Genomic DNA, 26,350 nt, shown 5'->3' on the forward strand with positions numbered 1-26,350 from the left:
TGGCGTGCTCAACGCCATCGCCCTGGTCCCATCGGCCCCCGTGATGGTGCCCGAACTCGCCACCGGCGCCACCTCTGAGCTGCAGGATCTCGCGGCGGCGGTGTCCGTTGCCGCCGCCGAGCTGCCCGACCGCTGGTTCGTGGTCGGCGTCGGTATTGCCGACAACGTGATCGGACCAGGCACGGTCGGGACCTTCGGTGGCTATGGCGTCGACGTCCGCGTGGCCCTGTCCCCACACGCCGTTGGCGAGCCGAAGCCGCTGCCGCTGTGCGCGCTCGTCGCGGGCTGGGTGCGGACCTCGAGCGCTGCGGGCGCCAGTGCCGAGGTGTGGGTGTACGCGGCCGACCACGGGGTCGACGCCGCCCTTGCCAGGGGGCGGGCCCTGCGGGCCGAGGTCGACGCCATCGCGGAGCCCGTCGGGGTGCTGGTGGTCGCCGACGGTGCCAACACGCTCACCGCGTCGGCTCCGGGGGGCTACGACCCGGATTCACCAGCGGTGCAGGCGGCGCTGGACGACGCTCTGGCGGTCGGTGACGCCGAGGCGTTGACCCGGCTTCCCGACACAATCGTCGGGCGGGTCGCCTATCAGGTGCTGGCCGGGCTGACCGGGCCGTCGCCGTCCTCGGCGCGGGAGCTGTACCGAGGCGCCCCCTACGGTGTCGGATACTCCGTCGGCGTGTGGAAGCCGTGACGGCGCTGGGGGTCCCCCCGCTTGCGGGGGAGAGCGAAGCCACCGGGGATTTGGTACCGATTCGCCCGATCGCCATCATCGGGCCCACCGGGACCGGGAAGAGCGCACTGGCGCTCGACGTCGCGGAGCGTCTCGGCGGCGAGATCGTCAACGCCGACGCGATGCAGCTGTATCGCGGGATGGACATCGGCACCGCCAAACTGCCGCCCGCCGAGCGCCGGGGGATTCCGCATCACCAACTCGACGTGCTCGACGTCACGGAGACCGCGACGGTCGGCCGGTACCAAAGCCGCGCCACCAGCGACATCGAGACGATAGCTGGCCGCGGAGCGGTGCCGGTGATCGTCGGCGGATCGATGCTGTACGTGCAGTCCCTGCTCGATGACTGGGCCTTTCCGGCCACCGATCCGCAGGTGCGGGCCCGCTGGGAAGCCAAGCTCGCCGACGTCGGCGTGGCGGCCTTGCATGCGGAATTGGCGCTGGTCGACGCCGATGCCGCGGCGTCGATCCTGCCCACCGACGGCCGTCGCATCGTGCGAGCCCTCGAGGTGGTGGAGTTGACGGGGCGGCCGTTCGCGGCGAGTGCGCCAACGATCGGCGAACCCCGCTGGGGCACGGTGATCATCGGATTGGACTGGGACACCGAACTTCTCGACGAGCGACTACGGCTCCGTACCGACGCGATGTTCGACGACGGTCTGGTCGACGAGGTCCGGGCCTTGCAGGGTCGGGGCCTACGCGAGGGGGTGACGGCGTCGCGTGCGCTCGGCTATGCGCAGGTGCTCGCGGCTCTCGGCGACGGGGGAGGCCCCGAGCCGATCGCCGAGGCACGGGAGCGGACCTTCATCGGAACGAGGCGCTACGTGCGCAGACAGCGCTCGTGGTTCCGCCGTGACCACCGCATTCACTGGCTCGACGGGTCGGATCCTGGCAACGTGGACGCGGTGCTCGAATTCGTCAGCAACGTATCCTGAACCAGTGATGTTCGCGAAGGGGCACGGTACGGAGAACGACTTCGTCGTGCTGCCCGACGTCGGCGCCCAGCTGGAGCTCACCCCGGCCGCAGTGTCAGCGCTCTGCGACCGCCGCCGCGGCCTCGGCGCCGACGGCGTGCTGCGGGTGACGACGGCCGACGCCGCGCTGGCAGCGGGCGTTTTCGACCGGATTCCCGAGGGTGTGGGCGCAGACGACTGGTACATGGACTACCGCAACGCGGACGGCTCCATCGCCCAGATGTGCGGCAACGGCGTGCGCGTATTCGCGCACTACCTTCGGGCCAGCGGCCTCGAACGGCGTGACGAGTTCGTCGTTGGCTCGCTGGCCGGGCCGCGCCCGGTGGTACTGCGTGACGTGGATGCCTTGTCCGCCGACGTGACGGTGGACATGGGCAAGGCCAATCAGTTCGGCCACGGCTCGGCCGTCGTGGGCGGACGGCGGTTCGGAGGAATCGCGGTCGACGTCGGAAATCCCCACCTTGCCTGCGTCGACGCGTCCCTCACCGCCGCGGAGCTGGCCGACCTCGACGTCGCCGCGCCGGTGTGGTTCGACGCAGCGCAATTCCCGGGAGGGGTCAACGTCGAAGTGCTGATGGCTCCCGTCGACGGCGCCGTCAGGATGCGGGTGCACGAACGCGGAGTGGGCGAAACCCGTTCGTGCGGAACGGGAACCGTTGCCGCCGCGGTTGCGGCGCTGCGCCATCAGGGCGCCGAGACGGGCACCATGACGGTCCGAATTCCCGGCGGCGAGGTGACGGTGACGATCACCGACACGACCAGTTACCTGCGGGGACCGTCGGTGCTGGTGGCTCAAGGCGAGCTGTCCGACGACTGGTGGCGTGCTCAGCAGTGAAATTCGGATGCGCGACGACATTTAGAAGGGCAACATCTCTAACTACATGACTCATCCCAGGCTGCCCAGTACGGGCGAACTCGATCTCGAAGACCGTTCGGCGCTCCGCCGAGTCGCCGGTCTATCTACCGAACTCGCCGACGTCACCGAAGTCGAGTACCGGCAGCTGCGGCTCGAACGGGTCGTGCTCGTCGGCGTGTGGACCGACGGCACTGCGGCCGACGCCGACGCCAGCATGGCGGAGCTCGCCGCACTGGCCGAGACAGCAGGTTCCGAGGTGCTCGAGGGCATGGTGCAGCGGCGGGACAAACCCGACGCGGGAACCTATATCGGGTCGGGCAAGGCCAAGGAGTTGCGCGACGTCGTAGTGGCCACCGGTGCCGACACCGTCATCTGCGATGGCGAACTGACTCCCGGCCAGCTGAACGCGCTCGAAAAGGCCGTCAAGGTCAAGGTCATCGACCGCACCGCGCTGATCCTCGACATCTTCGCCCAGCACGCCACTTCCGCAGAGGGCAAGGCGCAGGTCGCCTTCGCGCAGATGGAGTACATGCTGCCCAGACTTCGCGGCTGGGGTGAGTCGATGTCGCGCCAAGGTGGCGGCGCAGGCGGCAGCGGCGGCGGAGTTGGCACGCGTGGTCCTGGTGAGACCAAGATCGAGACCGACCGGCGCCGGATCCGCGAGCGAATGTCCAAGCTGCGCCGTGAAATCAAGGACATGAAGAAGATCCGCGACACACAGCGCGGACGCCGGCTGCGCAGCGACGTGGCATCGATCGCGATCGTCGGCTACACCAACGCTGGCAAGTCCAGCCTGCTCAACTCGCTCACCGGGGCGGGGGTCCTCGTCGAGAATGCGCTGTTCGCCACCCTCGAACCCACCACCCGCCGAGGCCATTTCGACGACGGCAGACCCTTCGTGCTGACTGACACCGTCGGATTCGTCCGCCATCTGCCGACCCAATTGGTCGAAGCCTTCCGATCGACGCTTGAAGAAGTCGTCGATGCCGAACTGCTGATCCACGTGATCGACGGTTCCGACGTCAACCCACTGGCGCAAGTCAACGCGGTGCGCAAGGTGATCAACGAAGTCATGCAGGAATACGACATCCCCGCACCGCCGGAGTTGTTGGTGGTCAACAAGACCGATGCCGCAACGGGTCTCGGGCTGGCTCAGTTGCGTCGCGCCTTGCCTGACGCTGTGTTCGTGTCGGCTCACACCGGCGACGGTCTGAACCGCCTTCGCAGCCGGATGAGCGAGATGGTGGTGCCCAAGGACGTCACCGTCGACGTCACGATTCCCTACGGCCGTGGCGAATTGATCGCGCGCATGCATGCCGAGGGTCGCGTCGATGCCACCGAACACACCGAAACCGGTACGCGGATAAAGGCGCGGGTACCTGCGGCGCTTGCCGCCGCCCTTGGCGACTTCGTCACGTTCTAGGCCGCCGAGGCGGGAACGGCACCGCAGTGCGGTAGAGTTCGAGGCAATGTTGGTGTCGCCTCGCGCCGTCAACACGTCGTGGAACGCTCGATCATCCCGAGATGCTTTCAGCCACAGTGACGTGGCTCACCGCATTCTGGCGATCAGTGCATAGCACTAGCTCTTCTCGCGGCGATCGATATTGCCCACCGGCAATCTCGCCCATCGAGCCACGTATTCGCCTGACCCATTCTGTCTAGCGCAGACGCGGCCGCACCCATGCCCGAAAGGCATCGCACACAATGACTGTAGAACCCACTTTCGAATCCCTCGGCGTGCCGGACGCCCTCACCCGCGTGCTCGCCGGCCAGGGCATCGGTAGTCCGTTCCCAATCCAGATCGGCACCCTGCCCGACACGCTCGGCGGCCGCGACGTGCTCGGTCGCGGAAAGACCGGCAGCGGAAAGACACTGGCCTTCTCCATCCCGCTGGTCGCGCGTCTCGCCGGAGGGCACCGACGTCCGTCCAAGCCGACCGGCCTGGTGCTGGCGCCCACCCGCGAGCTCGCCACGCAGATCACGGCCGTCATCGAGCCGCTCGCAGCGGCGCTCGGCATGAACGTCACCACGATCTTCGGTGGCGTGTCGCAGAGCCGTCAGGTGTCCGCACTGCGGGCTGGCGTCGACATCGTGGTCGCCTGCCCCGGTCGCCTCGAAGACCTGATGAAGCAACGCCACATCGCCCTCGACGCCGTGCAGATCACCGTCCTCGACGAGGCCGACCACATGGCCGACCTCGGCTTCCTTCCCGGCGTGACACGCATTCTCGCCGCGACGCCCGCTGGCGGCCAGCGCTTGCTGTTCTCGGCGACGCTGGACAACGGGGTCGACAAGCTGGTTCAGCGCTTCCTGCGCAACCCCATCACGCATTCGGTTGACGAGATCGACGCGCCGCCGGTGGCCATGACGCACCACGTGTACCACGTATCGGGCGCTCAGGAGAAGACACAGCTCGTGCACCGGCTCGCGTCGGGCACCGGCCGCCGAATCCTGTTCATGCGCACCAAGCACCAGGCCCGCAAGCTCGCCAAGCAGCTCACCGACGCCGGAGTGCCTTCGGTCGATCTGCACGGCAACCTTTCGCAGCCGGCCCGCGACCGCAACCTCGCGGCGTTCAGCTCGGGTGACGCCCGCGTGCTCGTCGCCACCGACATCGCCGCCCGCGGTGTCCACGTCGACGACGTCGAACTGGTCGTGCACGTGGACCCGCCCGTCGAGCACAAGGCCTACCTCCACCGCTCCGGTCGGACGGCACGCGCAGGCAGCGCGGGCGACGTCGTGACCGTGGTGCTGCCCGAGCAGCGTCGCGACACTCAGCAGCTGCTGCGCAAGGCAGGCATCACGGCTCAGCCGCAACAGGTGCGGGCCGACTCGGAGAGCGTTCTCGAGCTCGTCGGCGAAATCGCTCCGCACCGCGAGCCGCCGGTCCGCCCGGCCACTCCTCCGTCGTCGCGTGGTGGCAACCGTGGCGCCGGTGGATCGGGCCGCGGCAACGGTGCTCCGTTCCGCGGCAATGCCGCCGGTGGCCGGACAGGCGCCTCAAGTGGCGGCGCTCGCCGCGGCGGCGGACCTCGTCGCCCCAGGTCCGGCTCAGGTCGAGCGCAGACGAGCTCCTAGCGTTCGACGATCGTCGGCGGCTGGTGCGCCCGCACCGGCGGCAGCGGGCCGTCGAACTTCTCGACCTCCACCAGCACGTGCGCACCGGTGCACCCCTTGGCCAGTGACGACGTGCCGGTGTCGGCAGTCAGCACGTTGGGGTTGCCGTGTACGCACATGGCGTTGAGGTCCTCGGGGTTCTCGGGGTCGTACCACGCGCCGGTCGACAACTGCACCACGCCGTCTCGAAGGCCGTCGTCGACGACGAGGCCTGCCAGGCAAGAGCCGCGGTCATTGAAGACGCGTACCACCTCGCCCGAGGTGAGCCCGCGGCTTCGGGCATCTTGGGGATGCATGCGGATCGGCTCGCGCCCTTGGACTTTGGAGTCCAAGCTGGCCTTGCCACCGTCCAACTGGCTGTGCAACCTCTTGGCGGGCTGATTGGCCAACAGGTGCAGCGGGTAGGCCGCGGCGCGAGCGCCACCCAGCCACTCGTCCGGCTCGAACCACTTCGGATGACCCGCGCAGTCGTCGTAGCCGAACCCGTCGATGTCGTGCGAGAAGATCTCGATCCGCCCGCTCGGGGTGGCCAGTCGATGGGCGACCGGGTCGACACGGAAGTCGGCCAGCAGTGACAACCCGGTTTCGGTCGGCAATCGCAGTTGGCCCGCCGCCCAGAACTCGGCGAAGGTCGGCACCTCGAAATCGAGTCCGGCAGACCACTTCTCGTACATGTGGACGAGCCACTCCCGCGCGTCGCGGCCCTCGGTGAACTTGTCGCCGAAGCCGAGCCGGTCCGAGAGTGCCGCGAACGTGCGGTAGTCGTCGCGCGAATCCTCATATGGCTCAGCCAATGCGGGCATGGCGACCAACAGTGGGTCGTTCTTCGAGCCGGAGTAGTCCTCGCGTTCGAACGGGGTCGTCGACGGCACGACGATGTCGGCATGTTTGGCCATCGCCGTCCAGTACGGATCGTGGACGACCACCGTGTCGACCCGACCGAGCGCCCTCCGCAACCGCGGAAGGTTCTGGTGATGATGGAAGGGATTGCCGCCAGCCCAGTACACGCACTTGATGTCGGGGTAGGTCAGCGTTCTGCCGTTGTAGGTGAACTGCTCGCCGGGGTGCAGCAGCATGTCGCTGATCGCCGCGACCGGAATGAACGCCCGCACGGGATTGAGACCCTGGGGGAACGTGGGTAGCGGGCAGCGGATCGGCGCCATGCCGACCTCGTTCTGCGACCCGTAGCCGTGGCCGAAACCGCCACCGGGCACTCCGATTTGACCGAGCATGGCCGCCAGGGTCAGCCCCATCCAGGGCGCCTGTTCGCCGTAACGGACACGCTGAAGCGACCAGCTCACCATCACGATGGTGCGCTTCGCGGCCATCCTCCTGGCCAGTGTGGTCAAGGAGTCGGCGGGCAGGCCGCAGATGCTCGCCGCCCACTCGGGCGACTTCGCCACCCCGTCGTCGGCGCCGAGCAGATAACGCTCGAACCGTGGGTATCCGGTGCAATGGGTGTCGAGGAACGCGCGGTCGGCGAGTCCCTCGGTGGCCAGCACGTAGGCCAGCGCCAACATGATCGCCACGTCAGTGCCCGGGACTGGCGCCAACCACTCGCACTCGCCGGTGGTGTCGTCGCGCACGGGACTGATCGACACGATCCGTCCGCCCCGGTCGCGCAAGCTCTGTAACGCACCGCGGGTCGGGTGTTCGGTGGCGCCGCCGGCGTTGACGGCTGCGTTCTTCACGCCGACGCCGCCGAAACTCACCAGCAACTCGGTGTTCTCGGCGATGACGTGCCATGCCGTTGAGCGTTTGAAGAGGTCATCGTGGGTGCCGACCACGCGTGGCATGATGACCCCGGTGGCGCCCAGGCTGTACGAGTGGCGGGAAAAGGTATATCCACCAAGGAGTTTCAGGAATCGGTGCACCTGACTCTGGGCGTGATGGAATCGCCCTGCACTGGCCCAGCCGTAGGAACCGCCGTAGATCGCCTCGTTGCCATGGGTGTCGACGATGCGGCGCAACTCGTCGGCCAGCAGCTCGGTGAGCTCGTCCCACGACACGGCGACGAACTCGTCGGCCCCGCGCCGCGTCGTCGGACCCGGGCCGTCCTCGAGCCATCCGCGGCGGACGGCGGGCGCCGCGACCCGTGACCGGTGGCGAATCGAGCCGGCCAGGTTGCCGAGAAGAGGCGACGGATCGGCGTCGTCGTCGAAGGGGCGAACCGAGGCGATGTCGCCGCCGCTGACCTCGGCGGTGAAGGCACCCCAGTGCGTGAGTGACGTCGGATCTTTCGCCATTGCGCCGATCTTAGGTCCGTGGGGTCCATCGGGGGCAGCCACGGCGTCGCACCGGTACCGCCGGTCTCAACCATCCGGTTGGGTGGTATATCGTCGTCACCAAATCCCGTTTCGCCGATCCGGAGGTCACCCATGGGCGCCATCAAGTACGACCGCACCCTCTTCGAGCCCGAGCACGACTTGTTTCGCGAGTCCTACCGTGGCTTCCTGGAACGCCACGTCGCGCCGTTCCAAGAGAAGGGGGAGAAGGACAAGATCGTCGACCGTGCGGTTTGGCTAGACGCGGGCAAGCAGGGCTTCATCGGCATGGCCGTGCCGGAGGAGTACGGCGGCGGCGGCGAGCCCGACTTCCGCTACAACGTCATCGTCACCGAAGAGACCTCGGCCGGCCGCTACAGCGGACTCGGCTTTCCGCTGCAGAACGACGTCATCGCGCCCTACCTGCTGCGCCTGGCCACCGAGGAGCAGAAACAGCGGTGGCTGCCGGGATTCTGTTCAGGAGAACTGATCACCGCGATCGCGATGACCGAACCGGGCACCGGCAGTGACCTGCAGGGCATCAAGGCCCGCGCGCTCAAGCAGGAGGACGGCAGCTGGGTGCTCAACGGCTCGAAGACGTTCATCACCAACGGCATTCACGCCGATCTGGTCATCGTCGTGGCGTGCACCGACCCCGAAAAGGGTGCGCTCGGGTTCTCGCTCCTCGTCGTCGAGCGCGGCATGGAGGGGTTCGAACGCGGCCGCCACCTCGACAAGATCGGCCTGGACGCCCAGGACACCGCCGAACTGTCCTTCACTGACGTGTTGGTGCCCGCCGAGAACCTGCTTGGCGAAGAGGGATCGGGGTTCGTCTACCTGATGCAGAACCTGCCTCAGGAACGGATCAGCATCGCCGTGATGGCCGCGGCGGGCATGGAGGGCGTCCTTGAGCAGACGTTGCAGTACACCAAGGACCGCAAGGCGTTCGGCAAGCCGATCGGCAGCTTCCAGAACAGCCGGTTCACCCTCGCCGAACTCGCCACCGAAGCCACCGTGGTGCGCATGATGGTCGATGAGTTCATCAAACTGCATCTCGAGGAGAAGCTCACCGTCGAGCAGGCAGCGATGGCGAAGTGGTACTCGACCGAGGCCCAGGTGCGCTTGAACGACCGCTGCCTGCAGCTGCATGGCGGCTACGGATACATGCGCGAGTACCCCGTCGCGCGCGCCTTCCTGGACTCACGCATCCAGACGATTTACGGCGGAACGACCGAGATCATGAAGGAGATCATCGGCCGGAGCCTCGGCGTCTAGTCGGCCCCACGATGCGGGCTCCGGCTGGCCCCTTCGCGCGACACATTCCTCGGACGGGTTGGATATCCCTCAAGATGGACGTCGACTGACGCAAAGTTGACGAGCGCGGAACTCAAGGGAGTCCGGTGCAGCTCGCTGGAAGGACGCAATGACGGGGCTTCGAACCCGGCTGGGCAGGACGATCGGACGTGCGGGCGTTGGAGTCGTCGCGGCGATGGCTGCCGCGCTGCTGGTGGCACCGCTGGCGGCGGCGACGCCCGAGGGGGACGCCGACGCCGCGATCACCCAGGCGTGGGATGCGGGTGGAGGGCCAACGGGACCTCTCGGCATCAAGGACGGCGGGGTCTACCCGGCGGGGACGGGCTTCGGCCAGAACTTCGCGGGCGGCAAGATCTTCTTCACGCCCGAGACCGGCGCCCACGCGATGCGCGGCGCGATCCTCGACGAGTACCAGTCGTTGGGCGGCCCGGCCGATGGCGACCTCGGCTTTCCGACGATCGACGAGGGCGACGGCAAGGCGCCGGGTAGTCGCAATACGACCTTCAGCGCGGCTGACCGGCCGGTGATCTTCTGGACACCCGACACCGGCGCGCGCGTGGTGCGGGGAGCGATCAACGCGGCGTGGGACAGGCTCGGCGGTTCGGCGGGCGTGCTCGGCGTGCCCACCGACGACGAGGCGCACAGCGGCGATCGAATCAGCCAGACCTTCTCGGGCGGTCAGCTCGCGTGGGACCGGAAGACCAAGGCGTTCAGCACGACTCCGCCGGAGCTGGCGGACCAGCTGGTGAACCTCGAGATTCCCGGCGACGTGACCACCGCCATCGCCGCGGCGCGCCGCGCAGCGGGTGGGCCGCTCGGACCGCTCGGTGCTGCCGACGGTGGGCAGTACGCCATCGGGTCCGACGGAGCCGGGCAGAACTATGCGGGCGGCAAGATCTTCTACAGTCCTGCCGGCGGCGCCAACGTGCTGACCGGCCAGGTGTTGGCCAAGTACGAGAGTGTCGGCGGTCCCGAGGGTGATCTCGGCTTCCCGACCAGCAACGAGAACGACGGCGGCCTCGCCCCGATGAGCATGATCGCGAGCTTCGCGGCGGCCGATCAGCCAGTGATCTTCTGGACCCCCGACTTCGGTGCGGTGATCGTGCGCGGCGCGATGAACGCGGCGTGGACGAAACTCGGCGGCGCGACCGGTGAACTCGGCGCCCCGACTGCCGACCAGACCGAGAGCAATGACGTCATCACGCAGAAGTTCAGCGGTGGCGCGATCTCCTGGAACAAGGCCAGCGAATTCACCACCGAGCCAGCCAGCCTGCAATCGCAGCTCAAGGGGCTCGCGGTGCCTGGGGGCGACCGGCCCCAGGCGCCGCCTGCCGCCGACACGACGTCGGACGGGGGCTCGAAGTGGTTCCAGCCGACCGCGTGGTGGCTGCTCGGCATCGTGCCCGTTGTCGTGCTCGTCGGCGTCGTGGCGGCTGCGGTTCTGCTGAATCGGCGCAAGCGCGATGACCGCGCGCCACTGAGCGGCTTCGACGACGACGACGACTACGAGGGTCACGGTCACGGTCACGATGACGATCACGACCGCGACTACGATTCCGGGCCGAACGCGTCGCGCGACTACGACGACGACCGCGAGGAGGTGAGCCCCCAGCGGAGCAGCTGGGCGATGCCCGCCGACGAGCACGGTGACCTTCCCCGACCTGACCCGACGGGCGCACCCGACGGTTTCGTCGCCGACCTGTCCACCGATCAGGACGCGATCGCTACCGCACCGACGCCGATCGTTTCGGCAGCGGCCGCCGAACCCGAGCGCCCGTGGTTCTCGGAACTCGATGAGCCGGCGGAAGATTCCGATTCGCACCACGACTTCGACGACGAATTCGAGGGGGAGCACGAACCGGAATCAGCACCAGAACCCGAGCTGGAACCGGAACCGGAACACGATAGCGGGCCCCCAAGCGGTCGGCACGCAGCGATTCAGCTCGAAGAGCCTGCCGTCGTGGAGCCATCGTTGCGGCTGGCGAACGAAGATCCGCTGCGGGCACCGAAGGGATTTCCGGTGAAGGCCGATACCAAGTCCGGACTGTATTGGACGCCGGGAAGCGCTCGATACGACGATGCCCGCGCCGAAATTTGGTTCGCCAGCGAAGAATTCGCGTTGACCAATGGTTTCACCAAGGGCTAAGCCGGCCGCTACTCCGCGGTGCTAGATCTTGCGGATGACGGTGACGACCTTGCCGAGGATGGCGGCGTCATTGCCGGGGATCGGGTCGAACGCCGGGTTGTGGGGCATCAGCCACACCTGACCGTCGGTGCGCTTGAACGTCTTGACGGTGGCTTCGCCGTCGATCATCGCCGCGACGATGTCGCCGTTGTCGGCGACGTTCTGCTGACGGATCACCACCCAGTCACCGTCGCAGATGGCGGCGTCCACCATCGACTCGCCGACGACCTTCAGCAGGAACAGTGAGCCCTCGCCGACGAGTTCCTTCGGCAGCGGGAACACGTCCTCGACGGCCTCTTCGGCCAGGATCGGGCCGCCGGCCGCGATGCGCCCTAGTACTGGGACGAAGGTCGGCACGGGCAATGCATCCGACCCGGCGACGTCCGTCGTGACGGCGTGCGCCAGCTGCCGGGCCGGATCATCGGCTGCCCGGACGTCGACCGCACGCGGTCGGTTCGGATCGCGACGCAGATAGCCCTTGCGCTCGAGCGTGCGCAACTGGTGCGCGACGGAGGACGTCGAGGTCAGGCCGACGGCGTCACCGATCTCACGGATGCTCGGGGGATATCCACGCGACGCGACCGAGGTGCGGATGACGTCCAGGATGGTGCGCTGGCGTTCGGTAAGGACCGTCTCGCTGCTGTCGCTCATGGCGCCGAATGTAGTCCTCTGGGGGGACAGAATCAAACATGTGTTCGACGCGTGTCGCCGGGATCTGCGGTCGAGGGAACTTGTCGGTGGGTCGCGTTAGCGTTTGCAACAGTTCGATCACATGTTCTAGTCATCGAACACCTGAGCGATTAGTATTCGAACACAAGAGCGAATCGGCATGACAGGAAAGGCCCGCGAGATGACCATCATCACCCGAGAAGACCCCACCGACCTCGTCGTGCGCCCCATGCGTCCGGTACGACGCTCGACGTCCGCGGCACGGCGCCGTCCCCGGCCCCACCGACCCGCAGGAGCGCCGCTCAGCTACGGCGGCACCGGCGTGCTGATGTCTCGCGCATCGCACCGGCGCAAGCCGGTGACCCCGTTGGCCACCGTCGTGCTGGCGCTCGTCGCAGCGGCCATCACGGTGTGGCTCGGCCTGGTGGCGCAGTTGGGCGCCCCGGATCCGGTCACTCCCGCGCCGGCCCGGCTGGCCGTGGTCCAGGTACAGGCGGGCGAGTCGTTGGAGCAGTTGGCGCAGCGGATCGCGCCGGATGCGTCCGTCGGGTCGGTGGTCGATCAGATCCGTCATCTCAACGAGTTGGACTCGGCCGCGGTCGACGCCGGGCAGACGCTCATCGCGCCGGTTGGCTGAGCCGCGGCATGCGCAGTGAGATTCGCTGCCGTGCAACGGTACGCTCGGGTGCGACCGGAGTAGGTGCCTGCGGCGAAGGAGCGGAGATGCATTGCCCGTTCTGTCGTAATCCCGATTCGCGGGTCGTCGACTCCCGTGAAGCCGATGAGGGTCAGGCGATTCGACGCCGCCGATCGTGCCCGGAGTGCGGACGCAGGTTCACCACCGTGGAGACCGCCGTGCTCGCCGTCGTGAAGCGAAGCGGTGTCACCGAACCCTTTAGTCGCGAGAAGGTCATCAAGGGTGTCCGCCGGGCCTGCCAGGGCCGCGACGTCGACGACGACGCCCTGAACCTGTTGGCGCAGCAGGTGGAGGACGCCGTGCGGGCGGCAGGCTCACCCGAGGTGCCCAGTAACGAGGTTGGCTTGGCCATTCTGGGTCCGCTGCGCGATCTGGACGAGGTCGCCTACCTGCGGTTCGCGTCGGTGTACCGGTCATTCTCGTCGGCCGCCGACTTCGAACGCGAGATCGAGGCGCTACGCGCGCACCGCGGCGTGTCGTCGAACTGACGGATCAGTCGAGTCGCCGAACACCATCGTCGACGACGCGTCCAGCGACCTTCACCCAACCGTCCGCACTCCAAGTCGTGCGAAGCTCAGAACCCTTGCCCTGTGTGATCGCGAGGTCGCGACTCAAGTACTCGGTGATGCGGACGGCTCCCGCTCCCGTCGCCTCGTCCTCCGGAATGCCCAGCTCGTTGGCGAACATGCGCGACCGGATGGTTCCCTCGGCCTTGTCGATCCACGCCCAGACGTAGTGTTCGACGGCATCGCCGTAATCGTCTGGATCGGCGGCGAGCACACGTTCGACGGAATCCAGGTCATAGATCGAGAAGTCGGGCGCCCACTCGGCCCGCGCGCTGATCACCGTGAATTCGCCGTCGGGATACTGGTCGTAGGAGACCTGCACGATGCCGGCAGGCACGTGGAGGGTGTTGACGGGCGTGCCGCGATCCTTGAGCCACCACGATGCACCGACTGTCGGGTGCCCGGCGAACGGCAGCTCCACCGTTGGCGTGAAGATGTGCGCCGTGGTGGTGCTGGCACCCGAGTCGGGTAGGTCGATGAAAATCGTTTCGCTGTAACCCAATTCGGTGGCGACCCGCTGCCGATCGGCACGTGCCACCAGGCTGGCGTCAACGACGCCGAGGGGATTCCCGTAGTCGCCATCGGAATTGGTGAACACGCGCAACACCGTCACGTCCAAGGCCATCAGCCGATGCTACGTCGAGGCCGCCGCGGACGGTCAGGTAGCGCTGCGTTCGTCGGCTCCCATCGCGTCGAGCACCGCGACGCGGTCGTCGATCGTTCCCGTCAGGCCGTTCTCGCTAACGCCGTTGCGCAGCAGATTGCGCAGCGCCTCCTGGTCGTAGATGGCCGGGTCGGTCGATCCGATGAACTTCTCGAGGATCTCGACGAAGCGATCGGGATCGTCGTGGAAGGGGAAGTGGCCGGATCCTTCGAAGACTTCGAGTTGCGCGCCCGGCATCGCAGCGTGGGCCATGCGCGCATGACTGACCGGGATCACCGAGTCCTGAGAACCCCAGATCAATTGCACGGGAACGGATTCGGTCAAATAACATCGGTCGAGCATGGTGACCACCTGGCCGCGCCAGTCGACCACTGCGCGCAGCGTCCGGGCGAACGCTGCGGACGCCGTGGGCTCGGGGAGGTCAGCAAGGATCCGCAGCATGTCCGGAATGTCGCGGCCGACCCCGGTGGAACCGAACAACGTGCCGCCGACGCGCCCCACCAGCTGCAGGGCGGGCAGGAGCAGGGGCAGCCGCAAGAGGGCCAGCGCCTCGGTGCCCAGAGGCATCGACGCGATCCGCAGTGCGACGTTGACGTCCTTGGTCACCCCGCCGGCGCCGACGAGGATCAGCCGGTCCACCAATTGTGGGAACTGGTAGGCGAATTGCATGGCGACCCCGCCGCCGAGCGAGTGGCCGACGACGGTGACGTGTTCGATGTCGAGGACGCTGAGAAGATCCCGCATCCCGTTGGCATAGGCAGCGACCGAGTAATCGGCGCGTGGCTTGTCGGACTTGCCGTGGCCGAGGAGGTCCGGGGCGATGACGGTGAATCGCTGGGCCAGCTTGGACTGCACGGTGCTCCACGTCGTGGAGTTGTCACCGATGCCGTGGATCAGCAGGATGGCCGGCCCGGATCCAGCGATCCGGAACGCGCGCCGATATCCATGGATGGTCCGGTAGTGCAGCGTCGGGGTGAGCTCGCGCACGGGTCGCAGATTGGGCTTTCGCTCCGTCACGATCACCAACTTCGTCGTCGGGGCCGGCCCGGCCAAAGTGGTCGGGCGGCCAATTAAGACCCTGCGCTGCCGCCCCCGCCTGCGGAGTCGTCTCCGGTTTGCTCGGCGAGAAATCTCTCGAATTCGGCGCCGAGTTCATCGCCACTTGGCAAATCCTCGTCACGCGCCAGCAGGGATCGATTCTCTTGAGCAGCAACGAACGCATCGTACTGTCGCTCCAGTGCCGTCACCACTTGAGCGACCTCGTCACTGGAGGCGACCTGCTCGTTGATCTTCGTGTGGACTGCCATGCCCGCTTCGGCGAGTTGATCGAGGGGAAGTCGCAGAGAGCCCGTTTTGGCAACCTGCTCCAGCAGCGCCTCCGCGGCTGGCGGATAGTCGGTCTGAGCCAGGTAGTGAGGCACGTGAACGGTGTAGCCGACCGCATCGTGGCCGTGCTGCGTCATCCGGTACTCCAGCAGATTCGACACGCTGGCGGGCACCTGCACCTCGCCCACCCAGGGTTGGTGGTCGGCGATCAGTTCCTTGTCGCTGGAATGCGCCGTCATGGTGACGGGGCGGGTGTGCGGCACCGCCATCGGAATGGTGCCGAGCCCGATCACCTGACGGACACCGAGTCGCTCGGCCAGCAGTCGCACGGCGGTAATGAACCGTTCCCACCGAAGGTCGGGTTCCAGCCCCGCCAGCAGGAGAAACGGAGTGCCGACGCTGTCGTGCAGCGCGTACAGGTTGAGTACGGGATCGTCGTAATGCGTGAAGTGGTCGGTCTTGAAGGTCATCAGGGGTCGCCGGGACCGGTAGTCGAGCAGCTCGTCGATCGCGAAGGATGCCACCAGTTCGGTGTCCAGCGTGTCCTTCAGATGCGTGGCGGCGATCTTGATGACGTGCCCCGCGTCGGAGAACCCCTCAAGGGCATGAATCATCACCGGGCCGCGGCCGTCCTCCGACGACAACTGGGGTGCGGGGAACTCCAGCTCGTAGATCCCGGTCTGTTCGGGTTGGTAGTGCTGCCCCGGGTTCTCTGGGTAATCAGCCATGCTGCCTCACCTCCTCTTGACGTCTAGTGTCCCGCACTTCGAGGTTCCTGCCAGCACGGCCCCACGCATCGTTGGAACAACCCGCCGCCACCGGTGCATTCCGCCGCACGCTGCCGCACCCGGATTCTTCGGGCAAGATCGGTGCTCATGCGCCGCGCCGGGTACCTTCTGCTCGCCGCCTGCGCGGCCGTCGCACCGTCGTGCACCGGGCCCGCTGGGTCGGGACAGAAGTCCGTGGCCCCGTCCTCGTCATCCTCATCGGTGACCGCGGCGGCCAAGGTGACCGCAACGGCAACGGTGACGGCAGTCCCGGTGGCCCCGGATCCTCGGGTCGGTGCGATCTTTCTCGGCGGGCAGTCGTTGCATGCGTGCACCGGTTCGGTGCTTCATTCGACGACGGGCGATCTCATCCTCACCGCGGCGCACTGCATGGCTGACGGCATCGACGCATCATTCGTGCCGGCGTTCGCCGAAAGTGCTGAGCCGCAGGACTTTTGGCACATCGACGCGGTGTATTTGGATCCTCGCTGGGTGGCGACCCAAAGTCCGCTTGCCGACTTCGCCGTCGCCAGGGTCAGTCGTCCCGACGGTGGCTCGGTCGAGGCCGCGGTGGGCGGGGGATTGACGATCGGATCGAGTCCACCGGTCGGGACGGACGTCGTCGTGACGGGTTATGCCCTTGGCGTGGGGGGACCGCCCGTCGGATGTACGGCGCACATGGCCGCTCTCGAGCGCGGGTATCCCTCGATTCGGTGTGCCGGCCTCGTCGACGGCACCAGCGGGGCGCCGTGGCTGTCCGCCTCGACGGTGGTCGGGATCACAGGCGGACTGGAGGGCGGTGGCTGCGAGGAGAACGTCTCCTATACGCCGCCCTTCGGCGACGCAATCAAGCAGTTGATCGAGCGGGCCGAGGCACGCGGGCCGGGTGACGACGCACCGTCCGCCTTCGAGGACGACTGCTGATCACGCCTTGAACTGGCTCAGCGCGCGCAACTTGTTCATCACGTCCAGTGCCGCGACCTTGTAGGCCTCGGAGAACGTCGGGTAGTTGAAGACCGCGTCGACGAGGTATTCAACCGTGCCACCGCAGCCCATCACGGCCTGGCCGATGTGCACCATCTCGGTGGCGTTCGTGCCGAAGATGTGGACGCCAAGCAGCTTCAGATCCTCGGTGGAAACGAGAAGCTTGAGCATTCCGTAGGAGTCGCCGGCGATCTGGCCCCGCGCCAGCTCTCGGTAGCGTGACACTCCCACCTCGTAGGGAATCGAATCCTTGGTGAGGTCGACCTCGCTCGCTCCGACGTAGGACACCTCGGGGATCGAGTAGATGCCGATCGGCTGCAATTCGGTCATGCCCTTACAGGGTTCGCCGAATGCGTGATAGGCCGCCAGCCTGCCCTGGTCCATCGACGTGGCGGCCAGTGCTGGGAATCCAATGACGTCACCGACGGCGTAGATGTGGTCGACCTTGGTCTGATAGTTGTCGTCGACGAAGATCCGACCGCGGTTGTCGGCCTCCAGTCCAGCCGCTTCGAGGTCGAGTTTCTCGGTCTGGCCCTGGCGGCCTGCGGAGTACATCACGGTGTCCGCGGGAATCTGCTTGCCGCTGGCGAGGGTGGTGACGGTGCCCGAGGCGCCGACGTCGACGGCCGTGACCTCCTCGCCGAAGCGGAACGTGACAGCCAGATCGCGGAGATGGAAGCGCAGCGCCTCGACGATCTCGGGATCGCAGAAGTCCAACATCGTGGGGCGCTTCTCGACGACGGTCACCTTGGTGCCGAGCGCGGCGAACATCGACGCGTACTCGATGCCGATCACCCCCGCCCCGACGACCACCATTGACGTCGGAATGGTCTTGAGGTCCAGGATGCCGTCCGAGTCGAGTACCCGCGACTCGTCGAATTCGACGCCCTCCGGTCGCAACGGTTTTGTGCCCGTTGCGATTACGACGTTGTGGCCGCTGACGGAGATGCTCTCGGCCCGGTTGGGATCCTCCACCTGCAGGGTGTGTGCGTCGATGAAGCGGGCGTGGCCGACGTAGAGCTCGACGCGGTTGCGCATCAGCTGTGAGCGGACGACGTCGATCTCCTTGCCGATCACATGCTGGGTGCGGGCCAGGAGGTCGGCGGGGGTGATCTTGTCCTTGACGCGGTAGCTGGCCCCGTAGAGCTCACGCTGGCTCATGCCGGTGAGGTAGACGACTGCCTCGCGGAGCGTCTTGGACGGGATGGTGCCGGTGTTCACGCAGACACCGCCGAGCATGAGCCCGCGTTCGATGACGGCGACGGACTTGCCGAGCTTGGCCGCGGCGATGGCAGCCTTCTGGCCGCCGGGACCGGAGCCGATCACGACGAGGTCGTATTCCTGCATGGAACCCATGATGAACAGGTGTACGCCGCCTGGCGCCATCGTGCATGGCGACTACGTCAAAAGCGCGTGAACAACGACCGTCATCCCCAGATCGCGCTTCATCCACAACTGGCCGTTTCACCGACGCGTGGTGACCAATTCAGTGAGCGGGTGCTGCGAAGTTCGGCCCATGACGCCTTTCGGAACATCCGACTTCCACCTGAACTCGCCCGCCGCGCTGATCGCCGCACTGCCTGCCGTACTCGGTTTCATACCGGAGAAGTCACTGGTGCTCGTCACGTTCGAGGACGGGGAACTGGGCTGTGTCATGCGCGTGGACCTCTCGGCGGGGCTCGTCGGCTCACTGGCCCACATGGCCGACGTCGCCGCGGGGAACGGGCCCGATGCCGCTGTCGCCGTGATCGTCGACAACGACGGCGCCTCGTGCCTCATGTGCCTCGAAGAGCATCAATTTCTGGCCGCCGTCTTGGAGCAGCAGCTGGATGGACGGGGCGTCGAGCTGCTCGCCGCCTACGTCGTCGACAGATTGGTGGCAGGGGGGCGGTGGCACCGTGCTGACGGACGACCGGGCGAGGGAACGATCGAGGACCCCATGTCGTCGCCCTTGGCCGCCGCCGCGGTACTCGACGGGCGCCCGCTGTACGCAAAGCGCGCCGAGCTGCAGGAGGTAATCACGCCGGTCGATCCGGTGCGCGCGGAGGCCTTGCGCGGAGCGATGCTGCGCGCTGAGCACGACGGGGAGCTGCGACCCGATGCTGATGCCCGGCGCGACGTGGAGCATGCGCTGGCGATGGGCCGCGGACTCTCCGAGGGGCTGGTCCCCGACGACGACGATCTGGCCAGGCTGGGTTGCGGTTTCACCGACCCTCGCGTCCGCGACACGCTGTACGCGCTCGCGGTCGGGAGCGAGGCAGACCGTGCTGAAGCTCTGTGGGCGTCGTTGGCGCGGACGTTGCCAGATCCGTGGCGAACCGAAGCACTTGTGCTGCTTGCGTTTTCGGCCTACGCGCGTGGTGATGGCCCGCTAGCGGGGGTGTCGCTGGAAGCGGCGTTGCTCGGCGACCAGGGTCATCGCATGGCGCGCATGTTGGATCAGGCGTTGCAGTCCGGCATGCGGCCCGAGCAGATCCGGGAGCTGGCGCAGACCGGCTACCGGTTGGCCAAACGCCTCGGGGTGCGCCTACCGCCTCGTCAAGGTATGGGCCGGCGGGCGGGTTAGACCTTCTCGACCCGAACCGCGTGCGCCATGTGGTGGGGAAGCTCGACCTGTTCGTGGCCGGGAATCACGATCATCACGCCGCCATGCTCGCTGACCTGTACGGTCACCCGGGCATTGGGCACCACGCCCGCGTCCTTGAGCCGGGCGATCAGCTCGACGTCGCCCTGGACGTGTTCGGTGAGCTGACGCACGCGGACGGCGACGGGGAAGCCGGACGGCAATTCGGTGAGCCGCACCAGGCTGACGTCATCGGAGTCGGACAGCGTGACGCCGAGGTCGGACAGTCCGGGAATGGGATTGCCGAACGGGGAGGTCGTCGGATTGTCGAGCACCTGAACGAGGCGTCGTTCGACGTCTTCGCTCATGACGTGTTCCCAGCGGCACGCCTCGGCGTGGACCTCTTCCCATGGCAACCCGATGACGTCGACGAGGAGTCGTTCGGCCAACCGGTGCTTGCGCATCACCGACACGGCAAGGGCCCGGCCCTTGTCGGTCAATTCGAGGTGCCGATCGCCCGCCACGTGCAGCAGTCCGTCCCGCTCCATGCGGGACACCGTCTGGCTCACCGTCGGGCCGCTCTGCTCGAGGCGTTCGGCGATTCGGGCACGCAGGGGTACGACGCCCTCTTCTTCAAGGTCGTAGATCGTCCGCAGGTACATCTCGGTGGTGTCGATCAAATCGTTCATTCGCAGCCCTCCGTTGCGTTTCGAGTCTACCGGTGAGTGCGCTTGAACTGGGCTGCAACATCGCGGCGACGCAGTGTGATCCTGCCTGGGCGCTCCGTTCAGCTCAAATGGGCCCGGGCCCCGCCAAAAGGTGATGCCCGCCGCAGGTCGCGGCGGGCATCACTCGGAGGCGGGTCGGAGAAGGTCTAGCTGGCGTACGAGCGAAGCCGCTCGGCGCGCTCGCCCTGGCGCAGCTTCGCCATCACCTCGCGCTCGATCTGACGTACCCGTTCCCGCGACAGCCCGAAGAGCTTGCCGATCTGGTCGAGGGTGCGGGGCTGGCCGTCATCGAGGCCGAACCGCAGTCTGATCACCTGCTGCTCGCGCTCGTCGAGGGTGGCCAGCACGTGCCGGATGTCGGTGTGCAGCAGCTCGGAGATCACCGCGTTCTCGGCGGACATCGCCTCGGCATCCTCGATGAAGTCGCCGAGGGGGGCTTCCTCGTCGCTGCCGACCGGCATGTCCAGGCTTACCGGGTCGCGGCTGTGCGACAGCAGATCGGCGATCTTCTCGGCGGGGATGCCGGACTCCTCCGCCAGTTCCTCGTCGCTGGCGTCCCGCCCGAGGTTCTGATGCATCTCCCGCTTGATCCTGGCGAGCTTGTTGACCTGCTCGACGAGGTGGACGGGCAGCCGGATGGTACGGCTCTGATCGGCCATGCCGCGCGTGATGGCTTGGCGGATCCACCAGGTGGCGTAGGTGGAGAACTTGAATCCCTTGGCGTAGTCGAACTTCTCCATCGCGCGAATCAGCCCGAGGTTGCCTTCCTGGATCAGGTCGAGCAACGGCATGCCGCGGCCGGTGTAGCGCTTCGCGAGGGACACGACGAGTCGCAGATTGGCCTCGAGCAGGTGGCGGCGGGCCGCCTCGCCGTCGCGGGCCACGGCCGCGAGTTCGTGTTTGCGGCTTTCGCCGAGTCGCTTCTTCGTCGCCAGCAGATGCTGCGCATAAAGCCCAGCTTCGATGCGCTTCGCGAGTTCTACTTCGTCTGCCGCATTGAGCAAGGCAGTTTTGCCGATGCCGTTCAAATACACCCGCACCAGGTCTGCGGCTGGGCTCTGGGAGTCCAGATCAGAATCGATGCGGCTTGCGGTGGCGTTTGCCATTACGGCCTCCTGCGTGGGCGGAACTGTCATGAGCTATAACGCTCGCGTTGTTCCAAGAGTTCCCGCGGGGTGCCGGTTTCACACCTTCTGACCTGCACTTATTTGCCCGTGACCTGAGATTCTCCTGAGAATAGGCGAAGAACTCTCACATCACGGAACGTCGTGCTTCGGTTCCGTCGATTCCGGTTGCGGCGAAGGCTGCTCAGGGGCCAGCAGGGCGGGGCGTTCTGCGGTGGGGAAGAGCGGGATGCGTCCCTGACTCTTGTATCGCCGGGGCTCTTCGGCTCGTCGTGGCGGTCGATCATTGGCGATCAGGACGGCGATCCAGGGCAGGGGAATGGAGGCCACCAGGATCGCCAACGAGATCAGCCCGTTGTGCCAGATGCCGTAGGCGATGGCGGCTCCGAGGAGCGCAGGAATGCGCCACGACATGATCTTGAGGTACTTCCGTACCCGCTCACGATGCTGCTCGTCATAGGGCTGCGCCGCGCGCGTGATGAGAACCGGTCGACCATCGTCGTCGAAACTCAGCTCGGGGCCGTGTTTCATACTTGCCACTGTTCCACATCTCGCCCACGTCTAACCGTGCCGGGAGCTGTCCTGTTTATTACCGACGCCATCCCAGGCACAATGAACGGCATGGACACCCAGACCATCGAGCGCACCGAGACCGACGAACAAGTCGACGACGGGACCGACGACGATGCGCCGAAGTTCTTCCACTACGTGAAGAAGGACAAGATCGCCCAAAGTGCCGTCATGGGCACGCATGTCGTCGCGCTGTGCGGCGAGGTGTTTCCGGTGACCAAGTCGGCAAAGCCCGGATCGCCGGTCTGCCCGGACTGCAAGCGGATCTACCAGCAGCTCAAGAAGTAGTCGCCGGTCGGTCGTCGGCGGCGCCCATGCCCGCATCGGGGTGTGCGACCGGTTCTTCTCGGGCCGTGTCGCCGTTGAGTTCCTCGGCCTTGTCCTCCAGCCAGCCCCGCAGCCGCTTGGCGTGCGTATCCGCGGCGGGCCACTCCTCCTGGATCGCGGCGTTGAGTTCAGCCCCCATCATGATCGCGAAGCCGAGGAAGAAGGCGAACAACAGGAATGCGATCGGCGTCGCCAGCGCTCCGTAGGTGTACCCGGTCGCAGTGATCCACGTCAGATACACCCGCAGGCCCAGGGTCGCGACCAGGAAGACGAAGGCCGCCAGCACCGACCCGTACACGAGGCGATGCGAGGGAAGCGGATTCGGCAGTGCCACCCGGTACAGGATGTTGATCGCGGCCACCAAACTGACGAACAGCACCGGGTAGTAGCCGTAGCTCAGGACGTTCTGCCAGCTCTCCGGAATGTGCTCGGCGATCTTCATCGGGCCGATCGCAAGAAGCGGAGCCGTCGCGATGACGAACACCAGCCCGACGACGTACAGGCCGAGGGCGAAGAAGCGTTGGCGGACCGGATGCCGCAGTTCGGTCTGGTCGTGTGCCTCGACGACGGAGTCCACGAACGCAGAGACCGCCGAGGAACCCGCCCACAGCGAGATGACGAACCCGAGTGACACCACTTCGCCGCGGGCGCCTGCGACGATGTCGGACACCGTCGGCTGAATGATCTCGTTGACCACGTTGCTCGAGAACAAGCTGCCCGCAGTGCTGACCAGGCGGTCTTCGATCGTCTGCAGTGTGTCCGGACCGAACAGCGGTGCGATGTAGGCCAAGCTGCCGAGCATCCCCAACAGCAGCGGGGGCAGCGACAGCGCGCACCAGAACGCGGCTTGGGCGGCCTCCGAGAAGATGGAGTCGTCCCAACTCTTGGCGAGAGTGCGTTTGGTGATGCGCCAAAGATGATGCCGAGATGGCTTGGCCGGCGAGTGCTCGTCGTTCATGACCACACCAGCATTCACGACTATGCGCCGGCGCGCGCGCAGTGGTCGCTCAGTTGTGTCGTTACGACTCGATCGAGCTGGTCTCCAGCACGGCGGCGAGTTCGACCAACTTGGCCTCGTGCTCGTTGGCGTGGTGCTGGCAGAAGAGCAGCACGGCACCCGACGGCAACTTCGCCACGACACGGGCGGCAGCACCGCATCGGTCGCAGCGGTCAGCCCGAGTCAGCTGAGGACTGGTCAGAGTTGCGTTCATGGCGCTACCTCCATATCTGCTGCGTGCGTAGGTCCACTGTGTCAGACGTTTTGGCTTCCGGCCTTGTTCCCCGGTCGTTCACCGGTGTGTCGTGTCTCACGCGCGGGCGAAGTTGCGGCCCGGGCACACTGACTGCATGATCCCGTCGCCGCGAATTCTGATCCACCTGTGCACGGCGGCCGAGTGGGAACGGGCCAGGGAGGCGGGGGAGCGCCGACCGCCGTCGTTGGACGGTGAAGGCTTCGTTCACCTTTCGGCGCCCGAGCAGGTGCATCTGCCGGCCAACCGGCTGTTCGCAGGCCGCGGCGACATGGTAGTGCTCCGACTGGACCCCGACCTGTTGGGCGCCCCGGTGCGGTGGGAGGCCGGCGTGGCGTCAGACCCCGAGGCCATGACCTTTCCCCATCTGTACGGGCCACTTCCCGTCGCTGCTGTGACGAGTGTCACGCCATACGTGCCGGATGCCGACGGGCGGTTCGCCCAATTGACTCATGGCGAGACGTAGGCGTCGACCTCGATCTCCACGTACAGGTCCGCAGCGATGAGCGCCGATACCTCGACCATCGTCGCCACGGGCGCAATGGCGCCGAACACCTCCGCGTGCACGGCACCGACTTCCCGCCACCGGGCGATGTCGGTGACGTACATCCTGGTGCGGATGACGTCGGACAGGGCGGCGCCCGCCTCGGCCAGCGCAATCTCGATGCGGCGAAACGCCTCCCGGGTCTGAGTCTCGACGTCGTCGCCGGGTGCGGTAGTTCCTGCGACGACGACCATGGGGCCGATGCGGACGGCGCGCGAATATCCGACGTCGGCTTCGAAGGTCGATCCCGACGAGACGTTGATTCGACGTGCCGTCATGGCGACGCCGGGATGGCTTCGACGAAGGACATGGGGCCCGCGGTCGGGATGACCCGAATCAGGCGAAAACCTGTACGGGACAACAGGTTGCGGAGTGTGAACACCCCAATGCTGGCGAGTGCGCGCATGAGGCGGTACGTCGCCCCGGGATCGGCGCCGACCCGCTGGGCAACCTCGTCGGCAGTCAGCGGCCCGTCCCGTAGTGCGTCGGGGACGCCGAGTTTCACTGCTACGTAAAGCGCCTGGGTGAGCCACGCGCCTTGAGCCATCTCGAAGAGTGCGACGTTGGGCGGCACTGCCGAGCGACTCGCGAAGTCGAGAGCCTTGCGCACCCGGCCGAAGCCATCGATGAGCCAACTGGGCGGCGCTTTCGCAGTGCCGGTCATGGATCGACCATATCGGGACCCGTCAGAATGCTGTCCGGACGGAGGGGTTCGCGCCCGCGAGCGGGAAGGCCTACCTAAACTGCCCATCGTGGGAATTCTGGCCGGCTTCGCGCCGTGGATCGTCTATTGGGTATTGGTCGGCAACGTCCCGTTCACGGCCGCGGTGCTGGCAGCGCTTGCCATCGCCGTGCTGTCGTTCGCGCTGGGCCGCGTGCGGGGGCGGCCGGGCAAGACGCTCGAAATCGGTGCCATCGGAACGTTTTCGGTGTTGACGGTGCTGACGTTCGCGCTGAGTCAGTCGGTCATGGAGCGGTGGATCCAGCCGCTGAGCAACGTCGGAATCCTGCTCGTCGCGCTGCTCGGCGTCTTGCTCGGCAGGCCCTTCGTGCGCGAGTTCGCCGAAGCCGATCAGCCTGTCGAGGTGACCGAAAGCGACCTCTTCGGCCGGATCACCACCCTGGTGACGTGGATCTGGGTCGGGGCCTTCGCGGGCATGACCGTGTCGTCGGCGATCCCCCCGATCGTGCAGGGCGACGCCACGATTCTGGACACCAGAACCCCGCTGTCGTTCGTCTGCTACTGGGTGGTGCCGTTCCTGCTGCTGGGCTGCGCAGCCATCGCCTCGCGCGTGCTGACCGATCGGATGATCGCCGCGGCGAACAGCCCCGACGCGGTACGCCGGACGACGTTCGTCGCGTTCCGGGAGCTCGCCATCGACGAGCTCTACTATCTGGCCAGGGAGAAGGCCGAACGCGAAGTCGGTGCCGGTCTCGAGGCCTACGACGTCAGCCTCGGCACCGCAGGAGTGCCCCTGACGGGCGACGAGTCCCGTGAGTCGTGGCCCGCGACCTACAAGGTTCGCGCGCGCCGCTAGTCGAGGTAGTCGCGCAGCACCTGAGAACGGCTGGGGTGGCGCAACTTCGACATCGTCTTCGACTCGATCTGACGGATGCGCTCACGAGTCACGCCATACACCTGCCCGATCTCGTCGAGCGTGCGTGGCTGGCCGTCGGTGAGCCCGAACCGCAGCCGCACGACGCCGGCTTCGCGCTCCGAGAGCGTCTCGAGTACCGACTGCAGCTGATCCTGCAGCAGCGTGAAGGACACGGCATCGACGGCCACCACGGCCTCGGAGTCCTCGATGAAGTCACCGAGCTGACTATCGCCCTCGTCGCCGATCGTCTGGTCCAGGGAAATCGGCTCACGCGCGTATTGCTGGATCTCCAGCACCTTCTCCGGCGTGATGTCCATTTCCTTGGCGAGCTCTTCTGGCGTGGGCTCGCGGCCCAGGTCCTGCAGCAGCTCACGCTGGATGCGGCCGAGCTTGTTGATGACCTCGACCATGTGCACCGGGATTCGGATGGTGCGGGCCTGGTCGGCCATGGCGCGCGTGATGGCCTGACGGATCCACCACGTCGCGTAGGTCGAGAACTTGTAACCCTTGGTGTAGTCGAACTTCTCGACCGC

The 26,350-nt window shown here is 66.7% G+C and carries 28 protein-coding genes; 14 read left to right on the plus strand and 14 right to left on the minus strand.

What is annotated here, in order from left to right:
• Positions 1-4 precede the first annotated feature (4 nt).
• The 5 genes from QOD90_RS07130 to QOD90_RS07150 all read left to right on the plus strand — a co-directional run bounded on the left by QOD90_RS07130 (position 5) and on the right by QOD90_RS07150 (position 5,638).
• The gene (locus QOD90_RS07130; protein ID WP_526348068.1) at positions 5-691 is read left to right on the plus strand and encodes a class III extradiol ring-cleavage dioxygenase family protein; all 687 of its coding nucleotides are present in this window, start codon (positions 5-7) and stop codon (positions 689-691) included.
• A gap of 59 nt (positions 692-750) precedes the next feature.
• Positions 751-1,665: a tRNA (adenosine(37)-N6)-dimethylallyltransferase MiaA gene (gene miaA / locus QOD90_RS07135; RefSeq protein WP_526348125.1), complete on the plus strand. Its 915-nt coding sequence runs from the start codon at positions 751-753 to the stop codon at positions 1,663-1,665.
• 4 nt (positions 1,666-1,669) lie between these two features.
• Positions 1,670-2,539, plus strand: a complete 870-nt coding sequence (gene dapF / locus QOD90_RS07140) for a diaminopimelate epimerase (RefSeq protein WP_526348070.1) — start codon at positions 1,670-1,672, stop codon at positions 2,537-2,539.
• Positions 2,540-2,585: 46 nt separating this feature from the next.
• Positions 2,586-3,983 (plus strand): GTPase HflX, encoded by a 1,398-nt coding sequence (gene hflX / locus QOD90_RS07145; RefSeq protein WP_526348072.1) that lies wholly within the window; start codon positions 2,586-2,588, stop codon positions 3,981-3,983.
• Between the two features lie 281 nt (positions 3,984-4,264).
• Positions 4,265-5,638, plus strand: coding sequence for a DEAD/DEAH box helicase (locus QOD90_RS07150; RefSeq protein WP_526348074.1), 1,374 nt, complete (start codon positions 4,265-4,267; stop codon positions 5,636-5,638).
• Here the strand turns inward: QOD90_RS07150 and QOD90_RS07155 are convergent.
• Positions 5,635-7,923 (minus strand): molybdopterin-dependent oxidoreductase, encoded by a 2,289-nt coding sequence (locus QOD90_RS07155; RefSeq protein WP_526348076.1) that lies wholly within the window; start codon positions 7,921-7,923, stop codon positions 5,635-5,637. The two genes, QOD90_RS07150 and QOD90_RS07155, sit on opposite strands and share 4 nt — an antisense overlap.
• Before the next feature lie 132 nt (positions 7,924-8,055).
• Between QOD90_RS07155 and QOD90_RS07160 the strand changes: the two genes are divergently transcribed.
• Positions 8,056-9,216, plus strand: a complete 1,161-nt coding sequence (locus QOD90_RS07160; RefSeq protein WP_526348078.1) for an acyl-CoA dehydrogenase family protein — start codon at positions 8,056-8,058, stop codon at positions 9,214-9,216.
• Between the two features lie 148 nt (positions 9,217-9,364).
• Complete coding sequence (locus QOD90_RS07165; RefSeq protein ID WP_526348080.1) at positions 9,365-11,401, plus strand: LGFP repeat-containing protein; 2,037 nt, start codon at positions 9,365-9,367, stop codon at positions 11,399-11,401.
• A gap of 21 nt (positions 11,402-11,422) precedes the next feature.
• Here the strand turns inward: QOD90_RS07165 and lexA are convergent, their stop codons facing one another.
• Positions 11,423-12,091: a transcriptional repressor LexA gene (lexA, locus tag QOD90_RS07170; protein ID WP_526348082.1), complete on the minus strand. Its 669-nt coding sequence runs from the start codon at positions 12,089-12,091 to the stop codon at positions 11,423-11,425.
• A 178-nt stretch (positions 12,092-12,269) separates the two neighbouring features.
• Here lexA and QOD90_RS07175 point away from each other — a divergent pair, with 178 nt between their 5' ends.
• The gene (locus QOD90_RS07175; protein ID WP_526348084.1) at positions 12,270-12,746 is read left to right on the plus strand and encodes a LysM peptidoglycan-binding domain-containing protein; all 477 of its coding nucleotides are present in this window, start codon (positions 12,270-12,272) and stop codon (positions 12,744-12,746) included.
• A gap of 86 nt (positions 12,747-12,832) precedes the next feature.
• A complete protein-coding gene (gene nrdR / locus QOD90_RS07180) occupies positions 12,833-13,294 on the plus strand; it encodes a transcriptional regulator NrdR (protein ID WP_526348086.1) in 462 nt (153 codons plus the stop codon).
• Between the two features lie 4 nt (positions 13,295-13,298).
• Here nrdR and QOD90_RS07185 read toward each other — a convergent pair whose 3' ends face one another.
• Genes QOD90_RS07185 through QOD90_RS07195 form a run of 3 tightly spaced genes read right to left on the minus strand, consistent with a single transcriptional unit; the run spans position 13,299 to position 16,090 of the window.
• On the minus strand, positions 13,299-13,997 hold the full coding sequence (locus tag QOD90_RS07185) for a PhzF family protein (RefSeq protein WP_526348088.1): 699 nt from the start codon (positions 13,995-13,997) through the stop codon (positions 13,299-13,301).
• Between the two features lie 33 nt (positions 13,998-14,030).
• The gene (locus tag QOD90_RS07190; RefSeq protein ID WP_526348090.1) at positions 14,031-15,053 is read right to left on the minus strand and encodes an alpha/beta fold hydrolase; all 1,023 of its coding nucleotides are present in this window, start codon (positions 15,051-15,053) and stop codon (positions 14,031-14,033) included.
• A gap of 53 nt (positions 15,054-15,106) precedes the next feature.
• A complete protein-coding gene (locus QOD90_RS07195) occupies positions 15,107-16,090 on the minus strand; it encodes a proteasome assembly chaperone family protein (RefSeq protein WP_526348092.1) in 984 nt (327 codons plus the stop codon).
• Between the two features lie 147 nt (positions 16,091-16,237).
• Between QOD90_RS07195 and QOD90_RS07200 the strand changes: the two genes are divergently transcribed.
• The gene (locus QOD90_RS07200) at positions 16,238-17,053 is read left to right on the plus strand and encodes a trypsin-like serine peptidase (RefSeq protein ID WP_526348094.1); all 816 of its coding nucleotides are present in this window, start codon (positions 16,238-16,240) and stop codon (positions 17,051-17,053) included.
• Here QOD90_RS07200 and sthA read toward each other — a convergent pair whose 3' ends face one another.
• Entirely contained in the window at positions 17,054-18,460 is a 1,407-nt protein-coding gene (sthA, locus tag QOD90_RS07205; protein WP_526348096.1) for a Si-specific NAD(P)(+) transhydrogenase, read from the minus strand.
• Between the two features lie 169 nt (positions 18,461-18,629).
• Between sthA and QOD90_RS07210 the strand changes: the two genes are divergently transcribed.
• Complete coding sequence (locus QOD90_RS07210; RefSeq protein WP_526348098.1) at positions 18,630-19,679, plus strand: DUF4192 family protein; 1,050 nt, start codon at positions 18,630-18,632, stop codon at positions 19,677-19,679.
• Here QOD90_RS07210 and QOD90_RS07215 read toward each other — a convergent pair.
• The 3 genes from QOD90_RS07215 to QOD90_RS07225 all read right to left on the minus strand — a co-directional run bounded on the left by QOD90_RS07215 (position 19,676) and on the right by QOD90_RS07225 (position 22,059).
• Positions 19,676-20,365: an iron-dependent transcriptional repressor DtxR gene (locus QOD90_RS07215; RefSeq protein WP_526348100.1), complete on the minus strand. Its 690-nt coding sequence runs from the start codon at positions 20,363-20,365 to the stop codon at positions 19,676-19,678. The genes QOD90_RS07210 and QOD90_RS07215 overlap by 4 nt on opposite strands.
• 185 nt (positions 20,366-20,550) lie before the next feature.
• Entirely contained in the window at positions 20,551-21,510 is a 960-nt protein-coding gene (locus QOD90_RS07220) for a sigma-70 family RNA polymerase sigma factor (protein WP_526348127.1), read from the minus strand.
• A gap of 150 nt (positions 21,511-21,660) precedes the next feature.
• The gene (locus QOD90_RS07225; protein ID WP_526348102.1) at positions 21,661-22,059 is read right to left on the minus strand and encodes a DUF3099 domain-containing protein; all 399 of its coding nucleotides are present in this window, start codon (positions 22,057-22,059) and stop codon (positions 21,661-21,663) included.
• Between the two features lie 90 nt (positions 22,060-22,149).
• Here QOD90_RS07225 and QOD90_RS07230 point away from each other — a divergent pair, with 90 nt between their 5' ends.
• The gene (locus QOD90_RS07230) at positions 22,150-22,386 is read left to right on the plus strand and encodes a DUF3039 domain-containing protein (RefSeq protein ID WP_526348104.1); all 237 of its coding nucleotides are present in this window, start codon (positions 22,150-22,152) and stop codon (positions 22,384-22,386) included.
• On the opposite strand, the gene QOD90_RS07235 is transcribed toward QOD90_RS07230, so the two are convergent.
• Both QOD90_RS07235 and QOD90_RS07240 read right to left on the minus strand, forming a co-directional pair.
• Positions 22,376-23,383: a YhjD/YihY/BrkB family envelope integrity protein gene (locus tag QOD90_RS07235; RefSeq protein ID WP_526348106.1), complete on the minus strand. Its 1,008-nt coding sequence runs from the start codon at positions 23,381-23,383 to the stop codon at positions 22,376-22,378. The genes QOD90_RS07230 and QOD90_RS07235 overlap by 11 nt on opposite strands.
• A 61-nt stretch (positions 23,384-23,444) precedes the next feature.
• On the minus strand, positions 23,445-23,636 hold the full coding sequence (locus QOD90_RS07240) for a DUF7455 domain-containing protein (RefSeq protein WP_526348108.1): 192 nt from the start codon (positions 23,634-23,636) through the stop codon (positions 23,445-23,447).
• Positions 23,637-23,772: 136 nt separating this feature from the next.
• On the opposite strand from QOD90_RS07240, the gene QOD90_RS07245 reads away from it, so the two are divergent.
• Positions 23,773-24,141: a DUF952 domain-containing protein gene (locus QOD90_RS07245; protein ID WP_526348110.1), complete on the plus strand. Its 369-nt coding sequence runs from the start codon at positions 23,773-23,775 to the stop codon at positions 24,139-24,141.
• Here the strand turns inward: QOD90_RS07245 and QOD90_RS07250 are convergent.
• Positions 24,126-24,497, minus strand: coding sequence for a RidA family protein (locus QOD90_RS07250; RefSeq protein ID WP_526348112.1), 372 nt, complete (start codon positions 24,495-24,497; stop codon positions 24,126-24,128). The two genes, QOD90_RS07245 and QOD90_RS07250, sit on opposite strands and share 16 nt — an antisense overlap.
• Positions 24,494-24,883: a methyltransferase family protein gene (locus QOD90_RS07255; protein ID WP_526348114.1), complete on the minus strand. Its 390-nt coding sequence runs from the start codon at positions 24,881-24,883 to the stop codon at positions 24,494-24,496. The genes QOD90_RS07250 and QOD90_RS07255 overlap by 4 nt, the downstream gene beginning before the upstream one ends.
• Positions 24,884-24,971: 88 nt before the next feature.
• Between QOD90_RS07255 and QOD90_RS07260 the strand changes: the two genes are divergently transcribed.
• Positions 24,972-25,757 (plus strand): hypothetical protein, encoded by a 786-nt coding sequence (locus QOD90_RS07260; RefSeq protein ID WP_526348116.1) that lies wholly within the window; start codon positions 24,972-24,974, stop codon positions 25,755-25,757.
• Here the strand turns inward: QOD90_RS07260 and QOD90_RS07265 are convergent.
• Positions 25,754-26,350: RNA polymerase sigma factor (locus QOD90_RS07265; protein ID WP_325675778.1), on the minus strand; the 597-nt coding region annotated here is incomplete at its 5' end. The two genes, QOD90_RS07260 and QOD90_RS07265, sit on opposite strands and share 4 nt — an antisense overlap.

The sequence above is a fragment of the Mycobacterium sp. genome, assembly GCF_032161845.1.
Classification (GTDB): Bacteria; Actinomycetota; Actinomycetes; order Mycobacteriales; family Mycobacteriaceae; genus Mycobacterium.